The sequence below is a fragment of the Chryseobacterium sp. G0201 genome (genome assembly GCF_003815655.1).
In the GTDB taxonomy this organism is placed as follows: Bacteria; Bacteroidota; Bacteroidia; order Flavobacteriales; family Weeksellaceae; genus Chryseobacterium.
This window is the reverse complement of sequence record NZ_CP033917.1, coordinates 2,553,823-2,579,633: the sequence shown is the minus strand read 5'-3', so window position 1 is coordinate 2,579,633 and position 25,811 is coordinate 2,553,823. Positions and strand designations below refer to the sequence as shown.

At 34.7% G+C, this 25,811-nt stretch carries 25 protein-coding genes; 16 read left to right on the top strand and 9 right to left on the bottom strand.

The annotated features are described in order from the left end of the window. Position 1: 1 nt before the first annotated feature. Both EG348_RS11625 and EG348_RS11620 read left to right on the top strand, forming a co-directional pair. A complete protein-coding gene (locus tag EG348_RS11625; RefSeq protein ID WP_228414717.1) occupies positions 2-751 on the top strand; it encodes a type 1 glutamine amidotransferase domain-containing protein in 750 nt (249 codons plus the stop codon). Between the two features lie 219 nt (positions 752-970). Further along, positions 971-1,954: an aldo/keto reductase gene (locus tag EG348_RS11620; protein ID WP_123983278.1), complete on the top strand. Its 984-nt coding sequence runs from the start codon at positions 971-973 to the stop codon at positions 1,952-1,954. 230 nt (positions 1,955-2,184) lie between these two features. Here the strand turns inward: EG348_RS11620 and EG348_RS11615 are convergent, their stop codons facing one another. The 3 genes from EG348_RS11615 to EG348_RS11605 form a co-directional block, all read right to left on the bottom strand. Then, positions 2,185-2,628 (bottom strand): carboxymuconolactone decarboxylase family protein, encoded by a 444-nt coding sequence (locus EG348_RS11615; protein ID WP_123983277.1) that lies wholly within the window; start codon positions 2,626-2,628, stop codon positions 2,185-2,187. An 18-nt stretch (positions 2,629-2,646) separates the two neighbouring features. Next, on the bottom strand, positions 2,647-3,081 hold the full coding sequence (locus EG348_RS11610) for a DoxX family protein (protein WP_123983276.1): 435 nt from the start codon (positions 3,079-3,081) through the stop codon (positions 2,647-2,649). Between the two features lie 63 nt (positions 3,082-3,144). Then, positions 3,145-3,717 (bottom strand): Crp/Fnr family transcriptional regulator, encoded by a 573-nt coding sequence (locus EG348_RS11605; protein ID WP_123983275.1) that lies wholly within the window; start codon positions 3,715-3,717, stop codon positions 3,145-3,147. A 66-nt stretch (positions 3,718-3,783) separates the two neighbouring features. Between EG348_RS11605 and EG348_RS11600 the strand changes: the two genes are divergently transcribed. The 4 genes from EG348_RS11600 (at position 3,784) to EG348_RS11585 (ending at position 7,627) form a co-directional block, all read left to right on the top strand. Next, the gene (locus tag EG348_RS11600) at positions 3,784-4,173 is read left to right on the top strand and encodes a DUF1304 domain-containing protein (RefSeq protein WP_123983274.1); all 390 of its coding nucleotides are present in this window, start codon (positions 3,784-3,786) and stop codon (positions 4,171-4,173) included. Between the two features lie 521 nt (positions 4,174-4,694). Then, complete coding sequence (locus EG348_RS11595; RefSeq protein WP_123983273.1) at positions 4,695-5,942, top strand: glycine betaine/L-proline ABC transporter ATP-binding protein; 1,248 nt, start codon at positions 4,695-4,697, stop codon at positions 5,940-5,942. Position 5,943: 1 nt separating this feature from the next. Further along, entirely contained in the window at positions 5,944-6,771 is an 828-nt protein-coding gene (locus tag EG348_RS11590) for an ABC transporter permease (protein ID WP_123983272.1), read from the top strand. 1 nt (position 6,772) lies between these two features. Beyond that, positions 6,773-7,627: a glycine betaine ABC transporter substrate-binding protein gene (locus tag EG348_RS11585; protein WP_123983271.1), complete on the top strand. Its 855-nt coding sequence runs from the start codon at positions 6,773-6,775 to the stop codon at positions 7,625-7,627. A 286-nt stretch (positions 7,628-7,913) separates the two neighbouring features. Here the strand turns inward: EG348_RS11585 and EG348_RS11580 are convergent, their stop codons facing one another. Continuing rightward, the gene (locus tag EG348_RS11580) at positions 7,914-8,381 is read right to left on the bottom strand and encodes a thioredoxin family protein (RefSeq protein WP_123983270.1); all 468 of its coding nucleotides are present in this window, start codon (positions 8,379-8,381) and stop codon (positions 7,914-7,916) included. Beyond that, complete coding sequence (locus EG348_RS11575) at positions 8,378-10,447, bottom strand: TonB-dependent receptor plug domain-containing protein (protein ID WP_123983269.1); 2,070 nt, start codon at positions 10,445-10,447, stop codon at positions 8,378-8,380. Before EG348_RS11575 ends, EG348_RS11580 begins: the two co-directional genes overlap by 4 nt. Before the next feature lie 122 nt (positions 10,448-10,569). Here EG348_RS11575 and EG348_RS11570 point away from each other — a divergent pair, with 122 nt between their 5' ends. The 7 genes from EG348_RS11570 (at position 10,570) to EG348_RS11540 (ending at position 18,355) form a co-directional block, all read left to right on the top strand. Beyond that, complete coding sequence (locus EG348_RS11570) at positions 10,570-11,757, top strand: homogentisate 1,2-dioxygenase (protein ID WP_123983268.1); 1,188 nt, start codon at positions 10,570-10,572, stop codon at positions 11,755-11,757. A 179-nt stretch (positions 11,758-11,936) separates the two neighbouring features. Further along, complete coding sequence (locus EG348_RS11565; RefSeq protein ID WP_123983267.1) at positions 11,937-13,211, top strand: acetyl-CoA hydrolase/transferase family protein; 1,275 nt, start codon at positions 11,937-11,939, stop codon at positions 13,209-13,211. A 136-nt stretch (positions 13,212-13,347) separates the two neighbouring features. Then, the gene (locus EG348_RS11560) at positions 13,348-14,130 is read left to right on the top strand and encodes a hypothetical protein (RefSeq protein WP_123983266.1); all 783 of its coding nucleotides are present in this window, start codon (positions 13,348-13,350) and stop codon (positions 14,128-14,130) included. Positions 14,131-14,370: 240 nt separating this feature from the next. Continuing rightward, entirely contained in the window at positions 14,371-15,501 is a 1,131-nt protein-coding gene (gene hppD, locus EG348_RS11555) for a 4-hydroxyphenylpyruvate dioxygenase (RefSeq protein WP_123983265.1), read from the top strand. 69 nt (positions 15,502-15,570) lie between these two features. After that, positions 15,571-16,026 (top strand): hypothetical protein, encoded by a 456-nt coding sequence (locus EG348_RS11550; RefSeq protein WP_123983264.1) that lies wholly within the window; start codon positions 15,571-15,573, stop codon positions 16,024-16,026. Positions 16,027-16,129: 103 nt separating this feature from the next. Then, positions 16,130-17,377 (top strand): fumarylacetoacetase, encoded by a 1,248-nt coding sequence (gene fahA / locus EG348_RS11545; RefSeq protein ID WP_123983263.1) that lies wholly within the window; start codon positions 16,130-16,132, stop codon positions 17,375-17,377. A gap of 156 nt (positions 17,378-17,533) precedes the next feature. Next, positions 17,534-18,355 (top strand): flavin reductase family protein, encoded by an 822-nt coding sequence (locus EG348_RS11540; RefSeq protein ID WP_123983262.1) that lies wholly within the window; start codon positions 17,534-17,536, stop codon positions 18,353-18,355. A gap of 85 nt (positions 18,356-18,440) precedes the next feature. Here EG348_RS11540 and EG348_RS11535 read toward each other — a convergent pair whose 3' ends face one another. Together EG348_RS11535 and EG348_RS11530 are read right to left on the bottom strand one after the other, a co-directional pair. Beyond that, complete coding sequence (locus EG348_RS11535) at positions 18,441-18,653, bottom strand: hypothetical protein (protein WP_123983261.1); 213 nt, start codon at positions 18,651-18,653, stop codon at positions 18,441-18,443. A gap of 106 nt (positions 18,654-18,759) precedes the next feature. Continuing rightward, on the bottom strand, positions 18,760-19,599 hold the full coding sequence (locus tag EG348_RS11530) for an alpha/beta hydrolase family protein (RefSeq protein ID WP_123983260.1): 840 nt from the start codon (positions 19,597-19,599) through the stop codon (positions 18,760-18,762). Positions 19,600-19,871: 272 nt separating this feature from the next. On the opposite strand from EG348_RS11530, the gene EG348_RS11525 reads away from it, so the two are divergent. Genes EG348_RS11525 through EG348_RS11515 form a run of 3 tightly spaced genes read left to right on the top strand, consistent with a single transcriptional unit; the run spans position 19,872 to position 22,067 of the window. Further along, positions 19,872-20,645, top strand: a complete 774-nt coding sequence (locus EG348_RS11525; RefSeq protein WP_123983259.1) for a HipA family kinase — start codon at positions 19,872-19,874, stop codon at positions 20,643-20,645. Continuing rightward, positions 20,632-21,015: a DUF3037 domain-containing protein gene (locus tag EG348_RS11520; protein WP_123983258.1), complete on the top strand. Its 384-nt coding sequence runs from the start codon at positions 20,632-20,634 to the stop codon at positions 21,013-21,015. Before EG348_RS11525 ends, EG348_RS11520 begins: the two co-directional genes overlap by 14 nt. Positions 21,016-21,038: 23 nt before the next feature. Continuing rightward, positions 21,039-22,067, top strand: a complete 1,029-nt coding sequence (locus EG348_RS11515; RefSeq protein ID WP_123983257.1) for an alpha/beta hydrolase — start codon at positions 21,039-21,041, stop codon at positions 22,065-22,067. Here the strand turns inward: EG348_RS11515 and EG348_RS11510 are convergent, their stop codons facing one another. Together EG348_RS11510 and EG348_RS11505 are read right to left on the bottom strand one after the other, a co-directional pair. After that, positions 22,068-22,835, bottom strand: a complete 768-nt coding sequence (locus EG348_RS11510; protein WP_123983256.1) for a phospholipase D-like domain-containing protein — start codon at positions 22,833-22,835, stop codon at positions 22,068-22,070. Between the two features lie 177 nt (positions 22,836-23,012). After that, positions 23,013-25,733, bottom strand: coding sequence for a TonB-dependent receptor plug domain-containing protein (locus tag EG348_RS11505; RefSeq protein WP_123983255.1), 2,721 nt, complete (start codon positions 25,731-25,733; stop codon positions 23,013-23,015). Positions 25,734-25,811 lie beyond the last annotated feature (78 nt).

Below are 25,811 nucleotides of genomic sequence, written 5' to 3'. Positions count from 1 at the left end.
TATGAAAAAATTAGCATTATTAATTCTTGCTTTATTTACGATAGGATTCATTCAAGCTCAAACCAAAAAATCAAAAAATATGAAAAAGAAAATTTTATTTGTCGTTACCAGTCATGACAAAAAAGGTGATACAGGAGAAAATACAGGATATTATCTTGGTGAAGTTTCGCATCCTTGGGAAGTTTTACACAAAGCAGGTTACGAAATCGATTTCGTAAGTCCAAAAGGTGGAACTCCTCCCGTTGACGGCTTTGATTTAAAAGATCCCGTAAATAAAGAGTTTTGGGAAAGCAAAGACAAAAGTAAAATTGACAATTCTTTAACTCCCTCACAGGTAAATCCTGCTGATTATTCAACCATCTTTTATGCTGGAGGTCATGGCGCGATGTGGGATTTTGCAGACAATATAGAATTAGCCAATATCGCTTCAAAAATTTATCAAAACGGAGGAATTGTAGCCGCAGTTTGTCACGGTCCGTCAGGTTTGGTTAATATTAAATTGAACGATGGTAAATATTTAGTTGATGGCAAAAAAATCAATGCCTTTACCAATGAAGAAGAAGCTGAAGTGAAATTAACCAACGTTGTTCCTTTTCTTTTGGAAGATAAATTAAAAGAAAGAGGCGCGAAATTTGAAAAATCAGGACTTTGGCAGAATCATGTGGTGACCGATCAAAGAGTAATCACAGGGCAAAACCCTCAATCTGCAAAAAGTGTGGGTGAGGCTATTTTAAAGGAATTAAATAAATAATTGGTAAATATTTAACCAAAAAAGTCACAAAATAAGAAGCTTTTTTGTCATTCCGGAGGAATCTAGACGGAGTAATTAATCTCTTTATCTGAGAGTTTAGATTCCTCCGGAATGACAAACTAAATGGAAAATTATTACTCAAAATATCTTAAGTATTAAAAACTTTGTGCCTTTTATGGTTGAAAATTTTAATTAAAATAAAAAAAGTAAGACAAAAAAATGGAATATAGAAAATTAGGAAACACAGATCTCGAATTATCCGTCATCACACATGGAGCATTCGCAATCGGTGGAAATATGTGGGGTGGAAATGAGAAAAAAGACTCTATAGATTCTATTCATGCCTCTTTGGATCATGGTGTAACTTCTATTGATACCGCTCCTTTCTACGGTTTTGGATTAAGCGAGGAAATGATCGGAGAAGCTATTAAAGGAAAAGACCGTTCAAAGATTCAGTTATTAACCAAATTCGGTTTGGTGTGGGATGAAAGCAATAATGGAAAAGGTGAATTTTTCTTCGATGCAGAAGAAAATGGTGTAAAAATTCCCGTTTATAAATTAGCTTCAAAAGAGAATATTATTAAGGAGGTTGAAGAAAGTTTGAAAAGACTGGGAACAGATTACATCGATCTTCTACAGCTTCACTGGCCGGACAGCACGACTTGTATCTGCGAAACTATGGAAGCTATGGAATTATTGATCCAGCAAGGAAAAATTCTTTCAGCCGGAGTAAGTAATTATAGGGTTGAACAAATGCAGGAAGCTAACAGAACGCTGAATTTGGCAAGCAATCAGGTTTCTTACAGTATGCTGAACCGCGCGATTGAAAATGATTTGGTTCCTTATTCTTTGGAAAATAATTCTGGAATTATTGTGTACAGCCCGATGGAAAGAGGTCTTTTGACAGGAAAATATTTCAAAGAAGACAAATTAAAAGAAAACGATCACAGAAACGGATATTTTTCTCAGTTTGATCTTAATAAAGTAAAAATTTTCTTAGAAAAAATAGAACCGATTGCTCAGGAAAAAGGAGCTACCCTTTCTCAATTAGTTTTGCGCTGGACGACTTTACAACCCGCACTCACCGTTGTTTTGGCAGGAGCGAGAAATGCTCAACAAGCTATAGAAAACGCAAAAGCAATGTCTTTCGATCTTTCTCAGGAAGAATTGGATTTTATCAATTCTGAATTGGGTAAACTTTAATATACACCGTCATTGCGAGGAGCGAAGCAAGTTTATGCTGAGCCTGTCGAAGTAAAGCAATCTCTATATTTTTTAATAAAAATCATACTTTAAACCATTTAGATCCTTCTAGGATGACAAAGTGTGTGGTTAACTTATATGTTAGTGTACTGAAAGATCGCTTCGTCATAAGAAAAAGCGCTTCTCAACATTGGGAAGCGCTTTTTGGTAAATTACTTGTTCTTAAAAATTTATTTTGCAATCGGCATGTGAGTACTTATTGCAATTCTGTTCCAGCCGTTGATTGTTACAATTGCCATGATGATCTGTGCGATTTGTTTTTCGTCAAACAATTGGTTTGCTTTGTAATATGTTTCTTCAGTTAAGCCTTTTTGGCTGATCAAAGTGATTTCTTCCGTCATTGCCAACAAAACTTGCTCTTCTTCTGTGTAAAGCTCCAAAGCTTCCCTCCAGGCGTTTAAAAGATAGATTCTTTGTGGAGTTTCCCCATATTTAATCGCATCTTTTGTGTGCATATCCAAACAAAATGCACATCCATTGATTTGTGAAGCTCTGATTTTAATTAATTCTTTTTGAATATGGTTTAAAGAAATCGTCTGAAGATATCCTTCTAATCCCATCATTGCTTTGTAAGCCGCTGATTCTGTTGTCGCGATGTTTACTCTTGCGCTCATAATATTATATTTATTTGATTAATTTTTCTTGATTAATTCGTCAATACTTAATGAAAATTGATGTTGACTCGCCAATAGAAATGCACCCGCACTTCCTACCCAGACAGAATAATCCAAAGGAGCCTTAATTCCTAAAGCCATCGTCATGGATAAAGCGAAAATGAGTAGTAAAAAGCCGGCGCAATAAGCTGCAATCTTAGTTTTAAATCCAATAATTAATAATAAAGGAAATAAAATTTCTAAAAAAGTAGCGAAATACGCTGAAAATATGCTTAAACTTTCAGGAAGAAAAGAAGTCAGTTGTAGAGTATATTTTTCAAAGTTCTCCCAGTTTCCCCAAGCTGAGTTTTTACCCCAAAATCCGAATCGGTCTGCAACTGCGGAAAGCATTGTAAAAGAGATAGCTAACCTTAAAAATAGCTGCGGGAATTGAAAATCTTTTTTGCCTGTCATAATCGTTGTTTTTATTAACAGGACAAAGTTGCGATTTCTACATTGTAAAAATCTTAAACTGGTTTAAGAACGTAATTTTGCTCTGATTTCACTTAAATATTCCGGAGTAAAACCCAAAAAAGAAGCAATTAAATATTGCGGAATTCTCTGTATAAACCAAGGATATAGCGTACTGAAATGCACATAATATTCTTCCTTCGTCATTTCATAAATATAACGAATTCTTTTCTCTGCCGCTGCATAAGCAGTTTGGTAAACCATTCTGAAATACCTTTCCATAATCGGATGTTTTTCAAACAAAAGGTCCTGAGATTGATAATCGATAGTCAAAATTTTGGAATTCTCAACAGACTGAATATTAAAGCTTGTTTTCATCTGTTTTTCAAAAGCGAAAGTATCGGACATCCACCAGTTTTCTATGGCAAATTCCGTGGTTTGTTCGACTCCTTTTTCATTGATGAAGAACTTTCTCAGACACCCTTCCAACACGAAATACTTACATTTACATACATCACCTTCAAGCATCAGGTTTTCTTTCTTTTTCACTTTTAAAACTTGAAAAAAAGAAATGATAGAAGCAAATTCCTCGTCACTAATCGTAATGAATTTATCTAAATGTGCCTTGAAAGTTTCCATTGTAAAATTTAGTACTCAAACTTAACTTTATTTTTTTAGTTTTACAATTCCAAAAAACATTAAATCATGGACATCGTTGCAAAAATTTTGATCGCCCTAGTCGCAATAGAACACATCTACATTCTTTGGATGGAAATGTTTGCCTGGGAAACAAAAGGAAAAGAAGTTTTCAAAGCTGCTTTACCCGCAGAAATGTTCAAGCCCACAAAAGGTTTAGCTGCTAACCAGGGGCTTTACAATGGTTTTCTGGCTGCAGGATTAATCTGGTCTTTTCTAATTGAAGATCCAAAATGGCAGACTAATGTTTCTCTATTTTTTCTGAGCTGTGTGGCTATTGCCGGAATTTATGGTGCTATTTCTGCAACGAAGAAAATATTTTTCGTTCAGGCTTTACCAGCTATTTTAGCAATTATTGCTGTTGTTTTGAGTAATTTCTATCATCTTATGCAGAGATAATTTTTTTGTTTAAAACTTAAATTTTTAACGTAAATTATTTTTTTTAACTAAATTTCTAAAGCTAATTTTTCATTCCATAATCTGACTTAAAACTAGCTTTTTAAGTCTCAAAAAATCCATTTAATATAAAATTCGTAAATTTGCATCGTCATAAGAAATTGATAGCTTAGCTTTTTTATGCTGGCCTGCATTTTGATGAAATGTAGAAATCCAAGTTGTTCAGTACACATATCTGTAATTACTTCATCAGTAATTTAACTGTAGAATCTATTTAAAAAGATTAACTCTTTTTTACATGATTCACTCTTTTTCTAGAGTATAATCTATTTGAAATATTTAAAATATAAACATAAGACCACAGGTTTTTATGCTTTTATTTTTTTGTAAAGAGTTTTTATATTGAAAAGCTCATACAGATTATTTTGTACTATCGCCATTAACAGAACAGCTTAGATTAAACGTATAATCGTTAACTGATGTAGAATTTCTTATGTATTAATATTAATTGAAAAATTCTGAATATGGAAAAAATTGAAAACGGTAGAAAAGTAAAACTTAAAGTTGAAGATCTGACTATTATTTTTGGCAAAAACAAAGAAAAAGCACAGGAACTTTTAGACAAAGGTTTTTCCAAAAAGGAAATTCTCGAAAAAACGGGTTGTACCGTAGGAATCAACAAAGCTAGTTTTGAAATCTACGAAGGTGAATTCTTTGTGATCATGGGGTTATCCGGAAGCGGAAAGTCTACTCTATTACGCTGTCTTAACCGACTGAATGAGCCTACTTCAGGAAAAGTATATATCAATGATGATAATATTACCGATAAAAATAACAAAGAGCTTCTGGAAGTAAGAAGAACCGAAATGAGCATGGTATTCCAAAAATTTGGACTGCTACCCCACCATAATATTCTAGACAATGCAGGTTTCGGATTAGAAATCAGAGGAGAAAGTAAAGCTTCCCGCGATGAAAAAGCTCAAAAAGCATTAGACATCGTAGGTTTAAATGGTTTCGAAAACCAGTTTCCTTCTCAACTTTCAGGAGGTATGCAGCAAAGAGTGGGATTAGCCAGAGCTTTGGCAAATGATCCTGAAGTCTTATTGATGGATGAAGCTTTCTCCGCGCTCGATCCTTTGATCAAGTCTGAAATGCAGGATCAGATGCTTGAATTACAGGATACATTGCAAAAAACGATTGTTTTTATTACCCATGATTTGGACGAAGCCATTAAAATTGGAGACCGTATCGTTATTATGAAAGACGGCGTGATCGAACAAATTGGAACTGCCGAAGATATTTTAACCAATCCAGCCAGCGACTATGTAAAAGCTTTTGTCGAAAAAGTGGATCGTAAAACAATCATCACCGCAAAATCTTTGATGTTCGATAAACCTACGGTAGTACGATTCAGAAAAGACGGTCCTGAAGGTGCCTTGAGAAAAATGAGAGCAACAGGTTTGGAAACGTTACCTGTCGTAGATTTTCAAAATAAATTTCTTGGTTTTGTTACGCTTAACGACGTTGTACGCATTACAAAGAAGGAGCCAACCGTAGAATCAATTATCAACAGCAACGTCCCTTCGGTCTATCAAGAGGCTACGGTAGAAGAAATGCTACCGTTAATCTCAGGAAGTAAATCGGCCATCGCTGTGGTAGATGAAAACAATAAATTTTTAGGTCTTGTGACCCAATTATCTCTCATCATAGAAGCGACCAAGTTTAACGAAGAAGAAATCATTGAATTAAAAGAAATCGCAAACAACCAATAAAATGAATAAAACTATAGATATCGGTCAATATGTAGAAACTGCAATCAATTGGCTCACAGAAAATGCAAAACCTTTATTTGATGTCATAAAACATGTAGGAAACTCCTCTATCATGGGAATTGAGTGGGCTTTGGTAAACACTCCTTTTTATATTATCATTCTCCTTTTTACGCTATTAGCATGGTGGAAAGCCGGAAAAGGAATCGCCATCATGACCGTAGCCGGACTTACTTTAATATTTTTAATGGGATTGTGGAGAGAAACGATGGAAACCTTGGCACTTATTTTCGTCGCAACCATTACCGCGTTGATCATTTCTGTTCCTTTAGGAATTTGGGCGGCTAAAAGCAAATTAGCTGCAAAAATCATTCGCCCGCTGCTGGATTTAATGCAAACAATGCCTGCATTTGTCTACTTAATTCCAGCTGTGTTATTTTTCAGTATCGGTAAAGTGCCGGGAGCTTTTGCAACGATTATTTTTGCGATGCCGCCAGCAGTACGATTAACAACATTGGGAATTGAGGCAGTACCGAAAGATATTGTAGAAGCTGCACGGGCTTTTGGAGCTACCAATCGTCAGATTCTATTTAAAGTAGAACTTCCTTTAGCCATGAAAACTATTTTGGCAGGGATCAATCAAACAATATTATTATCATTATCTATGGTTGTTATCGCAGGAATGATTGCCGCAGGTGGTTTAGGTGAAAAAGTATTGGAAGGAATTAATAATCTGGATATCGGATTAGGATTTGAAAGTGGATTATCCGTTGTGATTTTAGCCATTATTCTGGACCGAATTACCCAAGGATTTGTAAAGAAAAAACAGTAAAATGAAAAAATTAAAATATCTATTTTTCTTGATTTTAATAGCATTATTCGGTGTATTAAATTCATGTGAAAATATAAAAAACTCTAAATACATAACCATCGGAATGGTAGACGGCTGGGCAGAAGATGTTGCCATGACACACGTCGCTAAAGCCATTCTGGATGAGCAAGGATATCACGTAATTATTCAGAAAGCTTCTACAGATATGATTCTGGCTTCGATGAATAACGAAGATACAGACCTTTTCATGGGCGTTTGGTTACCTTACACCCATGCTACAAAAGTTGCTAAATTTCCGGGATTAATTAGCCTTGGAAGCAATTATGACAACGGACGAATAGGTTTGGTGGTTCCCGAATATGTTCCGATTAATTCGATAGAAGAATTAAATCAACATCAGAATCAATTCAATCACAAAATCATTGGAATTGAAAAAGGAGCAGGATTAACATCCGGAACAGATAAAGCCATTATTGATTATCAACTGAATTATAAACAAATCAATTCCTCCACCATTGCCATGATCACTGAACTGCAGAATGCCATCAAACGTAAAGAATGGATTGTTGTAGCTGGATGGCAACCCCACTGGATGTTTGGAAAAATGAAACTTAAGTTTCTTGAAGATCCCAAAAATACATTTGGGAAAGCAGAGCAAATTAAAACCTACAGCCGAAAAAGCTTTGTTAAAGATCATCTCGAATTGGCAAAATTCTTTTCTAAACTGCATTTTGATGATGAAAATATGGCTGATCTTTTAACTAAAATGGAAGACAGTAAAGATAAAGAAGCCACTGCAAAAAAATGGGTAGAAGACCATTCTGAACTTGTGAAATTATGGTTGGATAAAAAATAATGTTAATAATTCTCTTGCAGATTTTTTTAGAGTTTTTAAAAATTAACTTTAAGCATAATCATCCGCTAAATCAATAAGAAATATAAGTTGGGCAACGCAAAGGCGCAAAGAATTAAATGATATACTGTTTTAAGGCGCAAGAAAATCAAAGATTTTCACCAAGCGTTATGTTATATTAACTCTGCAATAATTTGCATTCCTAAATTTTATCGCAGATAAAATCATTGCGCCTTAAAACAGATAGTTATTAAAAGAAATTGCGCCTTTGCGTTTCTCCAACAAAAGTTTACAAAGCAGAAATCTCCAACAATTTCTGCTTCATCATTTCAGGTTTAAATTCTCCTTCATGATAATACACCAGGTTTTGGTTTGAATCTAAAATAATCCACAACGGATACACAGGCTGTTTTTTATTTTTAGATAAAGCCAAAGCCAACTGATGTATCCCTGAATTTCCGTTCGGCAAATAATTAAATTCTTTTCCCTGAAACTGTATTTTATCTTTAGTTTTTTCCGCTTCAAAATTGATGAAATAAAAATTATCATTGATCATTTTAACCAGATCCTTGCTTTTATTTAATTGAAAAGATTCTATTTTACAAACCGAACACCAATCTGTATAAAGGTGGATAATGGTAGGTTTGGGATTTTCTTTCTGTAGAATTTCTAAGTCAGAAAAAGTGCCTGTCTTTATCTGCGAGAGACAAAAACAAGACACAAACATTAAAAATAAAAATATTATGAATTTTTTCATTTCAAAGTATATTTTACACCCAGAAATCCTCTGATTCTCTGCATTGGAGCATATCCATAAGTGGTGTCAAAAGTGTAATGATTGGGATTATTGATCGGATCATCAACATGCTTATCAAAAGGGTCAAACGGTCTCATCAACGGATCTTTCGGAGTAAAATTGAAGAGGTTTTTCACCCCACAATACACTTCAAATCCTGATTTGAAACTTCTGGAAACTTGAATATTTGCTAACGAATAGAACGAAGAATATTCCGGTCGGTAATCATTCGGTAAAACAGGCAATCGCATTGGACCATAAAATTGTCCTGTAAAATCGATTGTCAGATTACTCTGAAATTTATAGGTTAAACTATACGTTCCACTCCATTTTGGGGCATGAAGCTGTTGAACTTTTTCTTCTTCTCCATCAAATTTTTGATAAACATCAAGGTAAGTCACTCCTAAATTAACACTCAAAGGAAAGCTGAAGCTGAAATCCACATTCATTGAAGCTCCTCTTGAAATGCCGTATCCATGAAGATTATCGTAAATAATTTTTTGAGGATCCGTATCAAAATCTCCTACAATTTTATTGCTGAAATAAGTATAAAATGCAGAAGCATCTAAATTAATTAACTTGTCTCCAGCAGGAATTTTCCAGACATAATTTAAATTTCCATTAATTGATCTTTCAGGTTTTAAATTGTCTTTAATCACCACTTCACGGGAACCCGTTAAAGCTGCATGGTCTTCTGTAAACAAATTCACCACTCGGAAACCTGTACCAAAATTGAATCGCAACGTATGATAAGGATTTGGAGAAAACTTCCATGCAAACCTCGGCGAATGCACAGAATGATGGATTTTATCATAATCAAATCTGTAACCCAGCAACAAAGTATTTTTATCATTAATCTCCCATTGATCCTGAATAAATACTCCCAAAATCGGTGACTTCATCGGCTCATTCGTCACTCCATCTCCCGATAAAGTTCCAGGTGTGTTATCATCATAAAAAGTCCTTTTGTAAGTAACGCCCGCAATCAAATCATGACTTCCCAATTTCTTATCCCAATACGTCTGAACGAAGGCTACTTTTTGTGTAGCATCAAACGGGTTACTTCCATAAAAAGAATTTTGATCATGAAAATTATACGAAAACTGAGTAATAATATTTTCTTTTATCGGCCACTGATACATCCCAAAAGCCTCTACTCTATTGGTATAAATACTTTCTCCATACACTTCAGTGCTTCCTCGGTAAGATTTATTCCATTGCATTTCTCCTCCAAAACGATCTTCATACAAATACCTCAGTGCAAAACTTGCCATCCTGTTTTCCTTTCTTTGGAAATTCCATTTATTGAAAACTGAAATTCTGTTTTGTAACGCCGAATCTGTGAAATTGTCTTTATTCTGATCTATTTTTTCATTAAAACTGAAATAATTTAAACTTAATAATGAAGCGACATTTTTCCCGAAATTAAATTTTGTTGAAAGATCCAGATTATTTTCGCCCCAACTTGTTGTCATAAGGTCGACACTTAATTTTGGGGCGGTCAAAGCATTTTTAGTGATAATGTTAATAACTCCGCCCATCGCTTCCGAACCGTAAAGAGAAGATGCAGGACCTTTTACAACCTCAACCCTTTCAATCAAACTATTAGGAATTCCGCTTAAACCGTAAACTGTAGAAAGCGAACTTACAATCGGCATTCCGTCAATTAAGATCATCGTGTAAGGTCCTTCCAAACCGTTGATGTGAATATCTCCAGTATTACAAACCGAACAATTCAATTGAGGTTTTACGCCGTTTACCATTGCAATAGCTTCAAAAATATTTGGAGTCGGATTTTTCTGAAAAAATTTTTGACTATAAATTTCCACAGCAACCGGACTTTTTGATCTGCTGATCGGTTTTATGGTTCCGGTGATCACAACATCATCGATAAGTTTTGTCCTCTCTTCTCGTTGTGGAATTTTTACAGAATCAATCTTTTTTGATTGATTTATATTCAAACTATCCGTTTCCTGTGAAAAACAATAACCCGAAAAAAAGATGGCAGAAAATAATATTCGCTTCATGAAATTAAAATTGTTAGACAAAACTAACATTTATTTTTAGAACAGCAAAACTCTATGAAAAATATTCTTAAAAACAATTCATGAAAAATTATTAAATTTGAGAAACTACATATAAAAGTAAAATGCGATATAACCAGTCGGGAAAAATCCCACCAAAAAGACATACTATTTTTAAGTCTCCGGAAGATAAATTTTACTACGAACAGCTTTTCGGAACGGAAGGTTTTCATGGAATATCCTCTTTGCTGTACCATATTCACCGTCCGACTCAGATAAAATCTATAGGGGAACCAAAAGATGTAACTCCGAAAATCGCTGTTGACAAAAACGTAACGCCAAGAATGTTTAAGGGAATGAATGTAACTCCTGAAGACGACTTTTTGGACAGCCGCAAGATACTTTTGGTGAATAACGACCTGAAAATGGGATTGGCAAAACCAAGAAAGTCTATGGATTATTTCTACAAAAACGCTGAATGTGATGAACTTTTATATGCACATAACGGAAGCGGAGTTTTGAAAACTTTTGTAGGAAATCTTGATTTTTCTGTCGGAGATTATCTGATTATTCCGAGAGGAACAATTTATCAGGTTGAATTAAACTCTGACGATACTGTTTTCTTTGTTGTAGAAAGTCACTCTCCGATTTACACGCCAAAAAGATACAGAAATGAATTCGGACAGCTTTTGGAGCATTCACCATTCTGCGAAAGAGACATCATCGCACCAACTTTCGTTGAACCTAAAGACGAAAAAGGGGAATTTTTAATTAAAGTAAAAAAAGAAAATCAAATCACCGATTTCATCTACGCAACGCATCCATTCGATGTTGTAGGTTGGGACGGTTACTTTTATCCTTATAAATTCAATATTAAAAACTTCGAACCGATTACAGGAAGAATTCACCAACCACCACCGGTTCACCAGACTTTTGAGGCACATAATTTTGTAGTTTGTTCGTTCTGTGCAAGAATGTACGATTACCATCCACAGGCAATTCCTGCGCCTTATAATCATTCAAATATTGATTCTGATGAAGTTTTATTCTACACAGAAGGTGATTTCATGAGCCGTAATCATATCGACTTAATGGATTTCACGCTTCACCCGGGAGGAATCGTTCACGGACCACATCCGGGAGCTATGGAAAGAAGTATCGGTAAAAAATTCACCGAAGAATATGCGGTGATGGTAGATCCTTTCCGCCCATTGAAAATTACGGAAGAAGCTATGAAAGTGGAAGATCCTTCATATAAAACTTCTTGGTTGGAAGAAGGTGACAAAACCATGGAAGACCGTTCTCAAGAATAATTTTTGTTTTAATTAAAAACATATAAAAAAGGGGTTAAATGTGATGCATTTAGCCTCTTTTTTTCATAAAATCATTAAAAACATGATAAATGTTTCAAAATATTTACCCTAAATAAACCCAATATGAACTATCTTTAAAGTGATTAAAATCGTAAAATAATAATTATTAAAACGTAAATATGTACAATTATATAAGCGCAGAAGAGGCCGTATATACTGTAAAAAGTGGAAATCGTGTATTCTTCCATGGAAGTGCATGCACCCCTAATTATTTAATTGATGAATTGGCAAGACAATCCCACAGATTACAAAATGTAGAAATGGTTTCTATCACCCAGCAAGGGGCTGTAGAAATTGCTAAGCCAGAATATAAAGACAGTTTTTTTGTCAACTCTTTATTTGTTTCCACACCGGTAAGAAATGCCGTTAATTCCGAAAATGGGGATTATGTTCCTATTTTTTTAAGTGAAATTCCTATTCTTTTCAGAAAAAATATTTTGCCGCTGGATGTTGCTTTAATTACAGTTTCTCCTCCTGATAAACACGGATTTTGCACATTGGGAACTTCAGTTGATGTTGCAAGAGCGGCCGTAGATACAGCAAAAATAGTTGTTGCGATCGTAAATCCTTTAATGCCAAGAACCCACGGTGACGGCATGATCCACATCAGCAAAATTCATAAATTGGTTTGGCATGAAGAAGAACTCCAAACGGTTGATTATGGTTCAAAAGTAGGACCTGATGAAATGCTTGTCGGGAAAAATGTTGCGGAATTAATTGATGACCGATCAACCTTACAAATGGGTATCGGAACAATTCCGGATGCCGTTTTAAAATGTTTAGGAAATCACAAAGACCTTGGAGTTCACACCGAAATGTTGAGTGACGGCGTGATTGATTTAATTCAAAGTGATGTTATCAACAATAAATATAAAGGTTACCACGATAATAAAACCATCACAAGTTTCTGTTTCGGAACAAGAAAACTTTACGATTATGTAGATGACAACACGGTTTTTGATTTCAAAGATGTAAGTGATGTCAACTTTCCAATCAATATCATGAGAAATAATAAAATGGTTGCCATTAATTCAGCCATTGAAATTGATCTTACCGGACAAGTCTGCGCAGATTCTATCGGAACCATGCAATACAGCGGAATCGGCGGCCAGATGGATTTTATGAGAGGAGCAGCCTTGAGCGAAGACGGGAAACCAATCATCGCTATCACTTCAAGAACTAAAAAAGGCGTTTCCAGAATTGTACCTTTCCTTAAACAAGGCGCGGGCGTTGTTACTACGAGAGGCCACATTCATTGGGTGGTTACGGAGTATGGAACAGCTTATCTTTATGGGAAAAATCTACGTCAAAGAGCTCAGGAACTGATTAGTATTGCGCATCCTGATGATCGAGAAATGTTAGAAAGAGCAGCTTTTGAAAGATTTAAACATTAATAATATTGATTTTTAAATTATTTATTGATTTATTTAATATAAAAAAAACGTACTTTTAACTTAACATAAAGAAATGGTAAAAATGCCTTAAGGTTTTGGCAGAATATTTGATAAAAACCTTTTTAAAATCAGGAACTTGAAGACTATATATAATTCGATAAGGGAGGAAGTCATAAAACATTCTAAAGTAAAAAACTCAGTTTTAGGGAATGTTGGCGAATGGAAGAGAAGCCATTATATAATTCTTTCTGAGATCATAAAAGATGAGCTGTCCGAATCTGAAGAGATGAAAGGCGGGAAAAAATTCGAAATAGGAAACACTATTTCGCATGTTACCCTGCAGCGTTTTTTCGAAAATGATTATCAGGATAAAACGCATAATGATTTAAGATTTTTAAAGACTTTAGATAAAATATGTATTTTTTTAGGCTATAAAGACCTCAACGCTTACATACAGTTTGTAAAAGAGAAAAAACAGGAAAATAGTGCCGATGATCAGGAATTTTTAAAACAAATGGTCTATGATTACTGTTCTACCGTTTTTGAATTTTATAAGAATTTCCCCAATCACAAAACAGAATTATTCAAACCATTGGTTTTTGATGATTCTCCTTTTTTAGAAAGAGCTTCACAGTTTAGCAGAGAATTATGTGAAAGGGATTTTCAATTAGTGACAAAAAACAACCGCTCCAACTTTGAAGTTTTCGATATTCATATTGTTACGGACGAGCCGGATAAAAAAATATTAGAATCTCAGGAATTCTGGAATCTTTTATTTAAAGTAGGAGAAACAGGTGAAGAACATTTTGTAAATCAACTCAATACACAGATCTATTTTATCAAAAAAATAGGCAACACATGGAAAATATGGGATAATTACAATCCCGATGCTGGAAGATTAAATAAGATAATCGAATAACATAAAAAATGAAAGCCGTAGAGATCTACGGCTTTCACATTTTCGAAATATTTTTTTTCCACTTGCTTTGTGTACACAAATGTAAATAACCTGATCGTGATATAAGAAACTTAAATATACTTAAATGAACTCTTCTTTATGATTATGTTAACTATCTTCAACGATTCCCAATTATTATTTTTAAGGTTTCAGGGAATTTTGTATTTTGCATACCTATAAAATAAAAGTAAAAGAGAAAATATGTCAACACTTACATTTGCCGAAAAAATTGCTCAAGCAGAGAATTTTTTGCCTATTAATGGTACAGATTACATTGAGTTCTATGTAGGAAATGCTAAACAGGCTGCTCATTATTACAAAACCGCTTTCGGTTTTCAGTCTGTAGCATACGCTGGTCCTGAAACAGGAGTAAGAGATCGTGCATCTTATGTTCTTCAACAAGGAAAAATTAGACTGATCTTAACGACAGGGCTAAAGTCTGATTCACCAATCAGCGAACACGTAAAAAAACACGGTGATGGAGTAAAAGTATTGGCACTTTGGGTAGATGACGCTTACCAAGCTTTCGAAGAAACTACAAAAAGAGGCGGAAAACCATATTTAGAGCCTGTAACTCTTACTGATGAGCATGGTGAGGTAAAAATGTCCGGAGTTTACACGTACGGAGAAACTGTTCACATGTTCATAGAAAGAAAAAATTATACAGGTCCTTTCATGCCTGGTTACCAAAAGTGGGAAAGCGCTTATCAGCCGGAAGATGCAGGTTTATTATATGTAGACCATTGCGTTGGAAATGTAGGTTGGGACAGAATGATTCCTACAGTTGAATGGTACGAAAAAGTAATGGGCTTTGTCAACATCCTTTCTTTTGACGACAAACAAATCAACACAGAATATTCTGCATTGATGTCTAAAGTAATGTCAAACGGAAACGGATTCGCAAAATTCCCGATTAACGAGCCTGCAGAAGGTAAAAAGAAATCTCAGGTAGAAGAATATCTTGATTTTTACGAAGGAGAAGGTGTACAACACATCGCTGTAGCTACAAAAGATATCATCCACACCGTAACTGAACTTAAAAAACGTGGTGTAGAATTCCTTTCTGCTCCACCGGAAGCATATTACGACATGGTTCCTGAAAGAGTTGGACATATCGATGAAGATCTAAAGAAATTACAGGACTTAGGTATACTTATTGATCATGATGAAGAAGGATATCTTTTACAGATCTTTACGAAGCCTGTAGAAGACCGCCCTACTCTTTTCTTCGAAATTATTGAAAGACACGGTGCACAGAGTTTTGGTGCCGGTAACTTCAAGGCATTATTCGAAGCATTAGAGAGAGAGCAAGAGAAAAGAGGAAATCTTTAATTAAAAAATACAATTATAAGTTTTGTCAGGATTCTAAGTCTTGGCAAAACTTTTTTATAAACACATTATATGAAAAAATTATTTATCGGGATTTTATTCTTGGGAGCATTGGGTTTAAAAGCACAATACGGATCAATGAATGAAATTCTTACCATCCTTGAAGAAAAAAAAGGCATCAATCAGCATCTGGAAAATGAAAGTGTAGACAACAAAAAATTTGTTTTCATTAAAGACGCGGAAGACCATACAGAAAGGGATTTTATTATTATTAAAGGAAAAAATGCTACTTATGTAGAAGTTTTTGATGATAAAGCAACCGGAGAAACCAGTTCAAATGTTTTCACGGGTGATATTATCAGAAAAAAGAACATTATTTCTTTACGGGCGAATATGCTTGAAAATAAAAAAGTTCCGATTCCGGTTACCAAAACTTTATTGTTGACAAAGCAGAAAGATATCCTATATCTTATCGATGTCAACACCAAAGACAGATGGATAGATGAAGCATCGTATTCAAAAAAATAATATAAATCTTGGAAGAACACTCGTCATTGCAAAAAGCGTAAGTTTATGCTGAGCCTGTCGAAGTAAGCAATCTTTTTAATAATCTAAACTAAATTCAAATCTTATGAAATCATTTGTAGAGTATTCCTCCAATTCGGACTTTTCAATACACAATATTCCTTTCGGAGTAGCAGTTTTTAACAAAGAATATATCGGATGTTGTACAAGAATCGGAGATCAGATCGTTGATCTTGCGACGTTGTATGATCTTAGTTATTTTGAAGACATTGACGGATTAGAAGACAATGTTTTTGAAGCATATACCTTAAACGAATTTATTGAACTGGGAAAACCCGTTACCAATGCAGTTCGTTTAAAAATTCAGGAATTATTACTTGAAGGTTCTATCTTGTCTAAAGATCAGAAAACCATTGAAGACGCTTTCTATGATTTGGATAAAGTAAAAATGATGATGCCGGTTCACATTCCGAACTACACTGATTTTTACAGCAGCATTGAACATGCAACCAACGTTGGAAAAATGTTCCGTGATCCTGCCAATGCATTATTACCCAACTGGAAACATTTACCTGTAGGATATCACGGCAGAGCTTCATCAATTGTAGTTTCAGGAACGGATATCAACCGTCCAAAAGGTCAGACGAAACCTGCAGATGCAGACAAACCTGTTTTCGGACCTTCAAAACAATTGGATTTTGAATTAGAAATGGCTTTCATCATCAACAAAAATACAGACATGGGTGAAAGTATTTCTACAAAAGAGGCGGAAGACGCTATTTTTGGAATGATTATTTTCAACGACTGGTCTGCAAGAGACATTCAATCTTGGGAATATGTTCCGCTAGGACCATTTTTAGCTAAAAACTTCGGTTCGTCAGCTTCTCCATGGGTTGTAACACTGGAAGCTTTAGAGCCTTTCAGAACAGCTTCTCCTACACAAGATCCTGAAGTTTTAGATTACTTAAAATTTGAAGGAGATAAAAATTACGATATCAATTTAGAGGTTTATTTACAACCTGAAAACGGTGAAGAAAACTTAATCTCTGAAAGCAATTATAAATTCATGTACTGGAACATGACGCAGCAATTGGCTCACCACACTGTAAATGGTTGCAACCTTGAAGTTGGCGATCTGTATGCAAGTGGAACAATTTCAGGAAGTGATCCAAAATCTTTCGGTTCTATGCTCGAGTTGACATGGAGAGGTCAAAATCCAATCAAATTAAGCAACGGGCAGGAAAGAAAATTCATCGATGACAACGACACGGTAACCATGAAAGCTTGGTCTGAAAAAGATGGTGTAAGAGTTGGTTTCGGTGAAGTAAGTGGAAAAATTATTCCTGCCAAATAAAGATATTTAGTCATAAAATATTTTAATATAATTATTCGCTGAGTTTGTCATTCCGGAGGAATCTAAATCATGTTTTAAAGAATTGCGGTTTAGATTCCTCCGGAATGACAAGCAAAGTGGATACGTAAATATTCAATCATTAAAATTTAAGCATTCTTGAAAACAGTAACCCCATCCGAAATATCCTCCGTACAACTACAACTCATCATGCAGACTGCCGTTTCGCCGCGTCCGATTGCATTAGCATCAACGGTTGACAAAAATGGAGATATTAATTTATCACCATTCAGTTTTTTTAATATGTTCAGTACCGTTCCTCCGATCTTGATTTTTTCACCATCGAGAAGAGTTCGTGACAATACAATAAAACATACCTTAGAAAACGTTTTAGAAGTTCCGGAAGTGGTAATCGGTACCGTAAATTTCCCTATTGTACAGCAGATTTCGTTAGCTTCTACAGAATATGGTGATGGAGTAAATGAATTCATCAAATCTGGTTTAACTATGAAAGATGCCGATCTGGTTCAACCTAAATTAATAGAAGAATGCCCTGTCAACTTTGAATGTAAAGTTTTAGAAGTAAAATCTTTGGGAGATCAAGGTGGCGCAGGAAATTTGGTTATTTGTGAAGTTCAGAAAATCCATATCAGAGAAGAATATTTGAATGAAGAAGGAAATTTAGATCAGAAAAAACTCGATATGGTCGCTCGTCTCGGCGGAAACTGGTATTCGAGAAATAATGAAAACAATCTTTTTGAAGTTCCAAAACCATTGGTAACAAAAGGAATAGGCTTTGATCTTCTTCCTGATGCTATCAAACTTAGTAAAATTTTCACTGGAAACGATTTAGGAATGCTTGCCAACGTTGAGGTATTACCTTCTGAAAATTGCTATGAAGACGAAAATATTCATCAAGAAGCTCAAAAATTATTATTGGAAAGTAAAATTGATGAGGCTTGGAAAATATTAGTTAAATAATTCTTCGTTCTTTAATGGTTCGAATCCAAAAATAAAAAGGAGTGAAAATTTTTCACTCCTTTGTTTATTTCTTAAAACCAGACGTTTAGTAACAGCATTGCCAACGTCCATTAGCATCCTTGCTTTCTGTACCAAAATTAGGAGAAGCACATGGTGGTACAATACATCTACCTGATCCATCGCTTAAATAATTTTTATAACAGCCGCTTGCGCATACTAGAACTTTATCTCCTCCTTCAATTTGCTTTTGAGCCTCTCTACTTAATTTTTTACCGTTGTTTAAATTTGAATTTTTCATAGTAATTAGTTTAGTTATTAATATATCACTAATATATGAAAATTAAACAATATGCAAAATAGAAAATAATTTATTTTAATTGAATATCAATAAATTACGAACAATATCACATCCTGTCTTTAATAAATTCAATACATTTTTCGACGACTGTATTCAGTTCTTTTGGTAAATTATCTTCTTCCCAAGGCTCTTTTGACCCAAAAGTATGATTGGCATTTTCAATTAAAAACAATTCAGAATTTGGGTTTAAAATATGAAGATGTTCGGCATTTTTTACATTTACACTTTCATCATTTGTTCCGTGAATAACCAAGACATGAGCTTTCGCCATTTCCGTTGCTCTTTCCACATCAAAACGATATTCATCTTTTTCAAAGTCTTCATAAAACTGATAATAATGAGGCATTTCCTGTTTTGTCCGACCGTTTACAACATAATAAACTCCTTCTTTCTTCCAGTTTTCTAAAGCTTCATTTTTCGGGAACCGATCTAACGTGTCGACACTTGCCAAAGTGATCAAACCATTAATTCTTTCATCTTCAAAAGTTTTAATAATAGAAATTCCCCCTCCTCTGCTGTGCCCGATCAATACTATTTTTTGGTCATCTACTTTAGAATCTTTAACAAAATAATCAATCACAGCGCCTAAATCTGAAAGTTCTTTAGAATAATTATTATTCCCGAAAGCTTCCAAGTCAGCAAAATTATGTGGATCTTCAACTGTTGTTCCGTTGTGAGAAAAATTGAATTTCACAAAGAAAAAACCTGCTTCGGCAAACTTTTCTGCCATCAAATCCCAGGCGCCCCAATCTTTGTAGCCTTTATATCCGTGAACGAAGATTACTAACGGTAACTTTTTATCTGTTTCAGGGTAATAGGCATCTGCAAGAAATTCTCTGGTTTCAGAGTTTGGGATGATTATATTTTGTTGTTTTGTAATTTTCATGTTTCGATTTTGTTCTATTTATTTGTTGGTTAATCGCAAAGGCGCTAAGTTTTTATTTTAATTATGTTTTTAAGGCGCAAGAAAATCGGAGATTTTCCTTTATTCATTTTATTTTAATGTTTAAACTCAATCAATTTTATCGCAGATAAAATATTTGCGTCTTAAAATGTTCCGTTGAAAAATTATTTGCGCCTTTGCGATTAACCAACCAATTTTCACTTAAAAATATTAAAAATTGGACTAAACACAAAGTAAAATCTTATTTTTGCGGTATGTTGGATTTAAGAACAGTAACTGTAGTGCGTTATATTCTGCCACTTCGCGAGGGAGGTTCGCTTCCGGCTCTGGCAGAGGCTGATGATGATTTTAAGTATGTATTGAAATTCCGTGGTGCAGGTCATGGCGTTAAAATGCTCATTTCTGAACTGTTAGGCGGGAAGATCACTGAGGTTTTAGGACTGCAAATTCCAGAATTGGTTTTTGTAAATCTTGATGTTGATTTCGGTCGAACTGAAGCGGATGAAGAAATTCAGGACTTGCTGAAGTTTTCGGAAGGTTTGAATTTAGGATTACATTATCTTTCCGAATCAATCGCTTATGATCCGAGTGTGAAAATTAATCCGCTTCTGGCATCAAAAATCGTTTGGCTGGATGCTTTTATCACCAATATCGACCGTACTTTCAAGAATACCAATCTTTTAATGTGGCATAAAGAATTGTGGGTTATTGATAATGGTGCCTCATTTTATTTCCATCATTCTTGGCAAAATTTTGATACAGCAGCGAAAACTCCGTTCAAATATGTAAAAGACCATGTTTTGCTTCCACAGGCGAAAATGTTGGATGAAGCAGATAAATTCGCAAAAGAAGTTTTAAATGATACTGTTTTCAGAGAAATCGTCAATTTGATTCCTGAAGATTGGTTACATTGGAATGATGCCGATGAAACACCTGAAGAAATTCGCGAAGTTTATTTTAACTTCCTGAAAACGCGATTAGAAAATTCTGAAATCTTTTTAAACGAAGCCAAAAATGCAAGAGGATAAAATTTACGAATACGCTGTAATACGCTTGGTTCCAAAGGTTGAGAGAGAAGAATTTTTCAACATCGGACTTGTGTTGTTTTCTAAAAAAGAAAAATTCATCAGGATGGAATATTATCTGTGTCCGGATAAATTTAAACTGATGCACAGCAAACTTGATTATGAAGACATTATTCAAAATCTGGAAAGCTTTCAAAAAATTGCAAATGGCGATAAAAATGGCGGACCGATTGCCCAACTGGAAGTCCCTGAACGTTTCCGTTGGCTGACGGCGGTGAGAAGTTCTGTAGTACAGACTTCAAGACCTCATCCGGGGAAATCTAAAGATCTGGAAAAGACTTTTGGTAAACTTTTTGAAGAGTTAGTAAAATAAGGAACTCTTTCAAAAAATATCATATGAAATCATTATCGAACAGCATATCAATCTACAGGTTTTCAAGAAACCTGTTTTTTGTTTTATTTTTAAATTTATTTACTTTAAGTTTTTCTCAGCTTCCATTTGAACCCAAAACCGGGAAAAGTACGCTGTTACCGGAAAAGGCAAACGTTTCTGAAAATATTATCTACAAAACCAATCAAAATGGTGATCAAATGGCTTTGGATATCTACACGCCAAAAGATACCTCATCAGAGAAACTTCCTGTTGTAATTTATGTCTACGGAGGAGGATGGGTAAAAGGTGATAAAACCATACGGTCAGAGACTTATATTGAAGATATGTTTCTAAAATTGGTTGAAAAAAAATATGCTGTAATTGCAATAAACTACACCTTATTAAGTGAAAAAATTCATTTTCCGTTACCGCTTCAGGATACTAAAGACGCGATAAGATGGGTGAGAAAAAATGCTGAAAAATATAATTTTGACACCAATAATATCGGATTATTCGGAGCTTCGTCGGGCGCTCATCTTTCTATGCTAGCTGCCTACACTCAAGATAACGAATTCGTTGGAAGTCCGGAATTAGCCTCATATTCTGCAAAAGTAAATTACGTTGTTGATAATTTTGGCCCGGCAGATCTTAATACACTTCTTCATACACGCATCGGAAAAGTTCCTGTTTTTTTCGTAGGATTAATATTTTCAAACAAAATTGTGACTTTGAGAGAAAATCTTGTCGATGGAATTTCCGGATATGATATTAAAAAAGATAAAAGAAAGGTTGTAAAATATTTTAAAACCGTATCTCCGATAACTTATGCAGATACCGCCGTTCCTACTTTAATTGTACAGGGAGACAAGGATAAGGTGGTTCCGTTACAGCAATCTAAAAAACTCAGCAGAAAGCTTAAAAAAGCCAATGTTCAAAATTCTTTGATCATTGTAAAGGATGGAATGCACGGTTTTGGAACAACCGACAAAACCTATCTTAATCAAATCGATGATGAAATGGTAAATTTTATTGTTTCACAAAAGAAGAATTAATTAATTTTCAGGTTCATCATACAATTGACTTCCCCAAAATTGAATGTCTCTTTCCGCCAGATTTGAATTAAAAAAAAGATCTTTCATTTCTTCAATAATTTTTTTAACAGCATTAACATCTGTTGTCCTGATTCTTGTTTCATGATTTTCCTTTACACCGCTTCCTGTAAAATTAAGAGAACCTAAATAAGCAATTTCATCATCAATAACGTAAATTTTGCTATGAATAAAGGTTTTATTGAAAGAATTTCCACTATTAGGCGAAACAAAAACCTTGAAAGGAAATAGCTGTTTGTAAGTATAGTGATACACTTTAGTCTTCTTAATTTTTTTAACGACAAGATCTCTTGCAAAAAACATAATAGCTACAACAATAAATCCATACGCAAACCTAAAATCCTTCAAAAGATACATTAACGGAAACAGAACGACAGCCAGCCCGATCATTGCAAAAAGTAATGTCCCCGACAGACTAACCAGATTATCTCTTGTTTGTTTTGCCTCTTCATCAACGTGTTTGTTTTGAGTAATCAGCTTATGAATATTTTTCTCATATCCATAAAAATCTTCTATTTCATCGCTTGTAATAAGTTTAATATTGATCCCTCTGGAATGAAGAAAAATAAGTTCTTTAATTAAAAACGGAGAAAGATAGGGAGATACAATTTTCACATTTTTCTTCGCATTTCTGATATCCTGCATAAGTTTTACACCGGCACCTTTTCCCATGTAAATATCGCACACTGCATTATTATAAAAAGTTCCCATTATTAGTAAAAATTGCGGTTTTTCATTATTTGTTTGTTGTTTTTATCGGACAGCAAAAATAGTTCAACTTTCAATATTTTAGCCCTTTAAAATTAAATCTTTTCTATAATCCAAAAAAAACGGATTCCCATAAAGAATCCGTTCCTAATAAATAATAATAGAAAGCTAAAAAAACATTTAAAAATTGAAATTAAGTCGTGAAAACAGATACCTACCGTTCTGTCCAAACTGCGATGTAGAACGCGAGTAGATAAACTGATCGTTATTGGTAGATGCAGTCAAATTTTTTGTTGGATAAATATCAAATAGATTATTCACTCCCAATGTAAGACCTATATTTTTTGTAAGCTGATAAGCTACGGAAAGATCTGTGATAATTTTCGGTGTGATCTGCTGATGTTCATTAGGCTCAACAATTCCATTTCCGTTGGCATCAATAATGTCAGGACTTGTTACCTTTCCAAAATAGGTGTTTCTCAAATAAAATATGGTTTTCCCCCAAGAAAGTTGATTTGAAAAACTCGCTTTTACTCTTGGTACGGCTTCTTCAAGATAGATTCTTGAAGCTTCAGAAAAATAAACATTTTCTAAATTTGTTTCCTGTAAAGAACCCGAGGAATGTATATTTCCCACTTTTTTGGTCTGATTAAGATTGATCGCAAAATTGTTATCTAATTTGGCTCCCGAAAATCTCAGATTATGGCTGATAACAACATCCAATCCTTTCGTTTCTGTATCAATTGCATTGGCAAATAACTGAACGGCATTTACTCCGGCTACATCAAAGGCTTCCTGCGCTGCTGCAGAAACCGCAGCTCTTGCAAACTGTCCTGTAAGAATAATTCGATTATCAATTCTTGTAAAATATCCATCCGCTGTAAATGTTAAATTAGCAGCCGGAATTTTATACGTAAATCCAACACTTGCAGACTTTGAGGTCTCCTGTTTTAAACTTGGAATACCCAATAAATTGGCAACTTTTGAATCATTACTAAAAGTTCCAACCTCTTTTAAAACACCATCAGTAAATAAAGTAGACGTTACATTATAATAAATCTGATGAATTGATGGAGCTCTAAAGCCTGTAGATCCGGCAAATCTGACATTTAAATTTTTATCTAATTTAATTCTTGAGGCCAGTTTATAATTAAAAGTAGAACCAAAATCAGAATAATTTTCATATCTCGCAGCAGCATCTACCAATAACCAATCTGTAAAGTTAAATTCAAAATCTGCGTATCCGGCAACTGACTGACGGTTTTTATCTACTGCATTTTCAGGTCTGAAACCTCCAAAAACCTGAGAACCTCCTGCTAAAACATTTCCAAAAAAGTCAGTTGGTCTCTGAGTGGTATTATTCCAAACATTTCCATTCACATCATAGGTTGCGTAGGAAGCTTCTTCACCTGCTGTGATTTTAAAGTTTTCATAGCGGTGTTCTGCTCCAAAAGCAATATTTATTCCGCTCCAGACATTATATTTTTTTGAAAAATCTAAATTGATGGTATTCTGAGAAAACCTTAACCCACCTGCGCTAAATTCGCTTGGTGAAGCAAATCTCAGAGATGTATTTCCTGTATTCTGAATTGTATAATCAAACGAGTTTTGCCCGAAAGTATTGCTAAAATCTATATTCCAGCCTTCCCAGTTTCCTTTAATTCCTGCAGATAGCGAAAGATCCTGAATATTGGTGCCGATTTGTGGTAAATAACCATTAGGATATAATCCTGTAAAAGTTCGGCTTTGGTTTGGCTTTCTGTAAAAACCTCCGGAAGTACCATGTCTGAAGCTGTATCCTCCAAAAGTATAGACTTTCCAGTTGTCATTGATAGGAATTTCGATATTGGCAAAAAGCTGTTGATTACTCAGTTTAGACTGCCCTACCTGCATGTTGAAATCCTTTCTATCCTGCCCTCTGTACGCTAATTCCTGATCCGTAACATTGGTATTCAAAAGTCCCTGTAAAGCAGTGATGGTAGTAGCCGATTGTATCTGATTTTGAAAATCAGCTGAAAAATAATTTACCCCTTGAGCATATTGATGAATAGAATTAACAATTTGCTGAGAATTGGGCGTACTTCCAATGTTTGTAAAAAGGGAAGAAAGATTCACTCCATTATTCAAAGCGCGTTGCTCAATCGCATTGTAAGCATTATAAATTGTCCCGCTTTCTGTTCCTGCTCTGTAAGTTGGATTTCTGAATTGTGAAGTCCATGTTATGTTATAAAAACCACCTTTCTTACCAATTTTATTCCCGTAATTAAGATCTACCTGAATATTCTGTCCGTCAAAATCTCCGGTATGATCATTAGCAGTTGGCGTTAGATTTCCTCCATAACTTACTTGTCCGGTTAATTTTCCGGTATCTCTTTTTAATTCTAAATTGATAACTCCCGCAATTGCATCTGAGCCATATTGAGCTGATGCTCCATCACGTAAAACCTCAATTCTTGTTAAAGCAAACGACGGAATTGAGTTTAAATCCGTTCCCACACTTCCTCTACCGGGCGATCCGTTAACATTCACCAAGGCTGAAGTATGTCTCCTTTTTCCGTTCACCAAAACCAACACCTGATCCGGACCAAGACCTCTTAACTGTGCAGGATCCAAATGATCCGTTCCATCTGCATTAGTCTGAATCGTTGAAGTAAAAGATGGCGCCACTGCATTTAAGATCTGCGAAATATTGGTTTGCGGAAGAATAACTGAAGATTCTTTTACATTAAATACATCCACAGGAACAGGGCTGTCTACCTTAGACCTTGCCCCACTTCTTGATCCCAGAATTACCACTTCCTCTACATCTCCCGTCTTTAAAGTATCTTTTTGTTGCGCATATGTATAAGTTCCCAAGAAAAAAAGAACTGAAGCTGAAAAAATTGTCGTTTTATTTTTCATAGACTTTGTAAAAAATAATTAATGATTTATGTTTTTTTGAGGAGCAAATGTAAAGCATATTTATTAGTCTACAAAATT

Coding starts and splice junctions, on each gene's coding strand:
- EG348_RS11625 (WP_228414717.1), top strand. CDS start 2: ATGAAAAAATTAGCATTATTAATTCTTGCTTTATTTACGATAGGATTC.
- EG348_RS11620 (WP_123983278.1), top strand. CDS start 971: ATGGAATATAGAAAATTAGGAAACACAGATCTCGAATTATCCGTCATC.
- EG348_RS11615 (WP_123983277.1), bottom strand. CDS start 2,628: ATGAGCGCAAGAGTAAACATCGCGACAACAGAATCAGCGGCTTACAAA.
- EG348_RS11610 (WP_123983276.1), bottom strand. CDS start 3,081: ATGACAGGCAAAAAAGATTTTCAATTCCCGCAGCTATTTTTAAGGTTA.
- EG348_RS11605 (WP_123983275.1), bottom strand. CDS start 3,717: ATGGAAACTTTCAAGGCACATTTAGATAAATTCATTACGATTAGTGAC.
- EG348_RS11600 (WP_123983274.1), top strand. CDS start 3,784: ATGGACATCGTTGCAAAAATTTTGATCGCCCTAGTCGCAATAGAACAC.
- EG348_RS11595 (WP_123983273.1), top strand. CDS start 4,695: ATGGAAAAAATTGAAAACGGTAGAAAAGTAAAACTTAAAGTTGAAGAT.
- EG348_RS11590 (WP_123983272.1), top strand. CDS start 5,944: ATGAATAAAACTATAGATATCGGTCAATATGTAGAAACTGCAATCAAT.
- EG348_RS11585 (WP_123983271.1), top strand. CDS start 6,773: ATGAAAAAATTAAAATATCTATTTTTCTTGATTTTAATAGCATTATTC.
- EG348_RS11580 (WP_123983270.1), bottom strand. CDS start 8,381: ATGAAAAAATTCATAATATTTTTATTTTTAATGTTTGTGTCTTGTTTT.
- EG348_RS11575 (WP_123983269.1), bottom strand. CDS start 10,447: ATGAAGCGAATATTATTTTCTGCCATCTTTTTTTCGGGTTATTGTTTT.
- EG348_RS11570 (WP_123983268.1), top strand. CDS start 10,570: ATGCGATATAACCAGTCGGGAAAAATCCCACCAAAAAGACATACTATT.
- EG348_RS11565 (WP_123983267.1), top strand. CDS start 11,937: ATGTACAATTATATAAGCGCAGAAGAGGCCGTATATACTGTAAAAAGT.
- hppD (WP_123983265.1), top strand. CDS start 14,371: ATGTCAACACTTACATTTGCCGAAAAAATTGCTCAAGCAGAGAATTTT.
- EG348_RS11550 (WP_123983264.1), top strand. CDS start 15,571: ATGAAAAAATTATTTATCGGGATTTTATTCTTGGGAGCATTGGGTTTA.
- fahA (WP_123983263.1), top strand. CDS start 16,130: ATGAAATCATTTGTAGAGTATTCCTCCAATTCGGACTTTTCAATACAC.
- EG348_RS11535 (WP_123983261.1), bottom strand. CDS start 18,653: ATGAAAAATTCAAATTTAAACAACGGTAAAAAATTAAGTAGAGAGGCT.
- EG348_RS11530 (WP_123983260.1), bottom strand. CDS start 19,599: ATGAAAATTACAAAACAACAAAATATAATCATCCCAAACTCTGAAACC.
- EG348_RS11525 (WP_123983259.1), top strand. CDS start 19,872: ATGTTGGATTTAAGAACAGTAACTGTAGTGCGTTATATTCTGCCACTT.
- EG348_RS11520 (WP_123983258.1), top strand. CDS start 20,632: ATGCAAGAGGATAAAATTTACGAATACGCTGTAATACGCTTGGTTCCA.
- EG348_RS11515 (WP_123983257.1), top strand. CDS start 21,039: ATGAAATCATTATCGAACAGCATATCAATCTACAGGTTTTCAAGAAAC.
- EG348_RS11510 (WP_123983256.1), bottom strand. CDS start 22,835: ATGGGAACTTTTTATAATAATGCAGTGTGCGATATTTACATGGGAAAA.
- EG348_RS11505 (WP_123983255.1), bottom strand. CDS start 25,733: ATGAAAAATAAAACGACAATTTTTTCAGCTTCAGTTCTTTTTTTCTTG.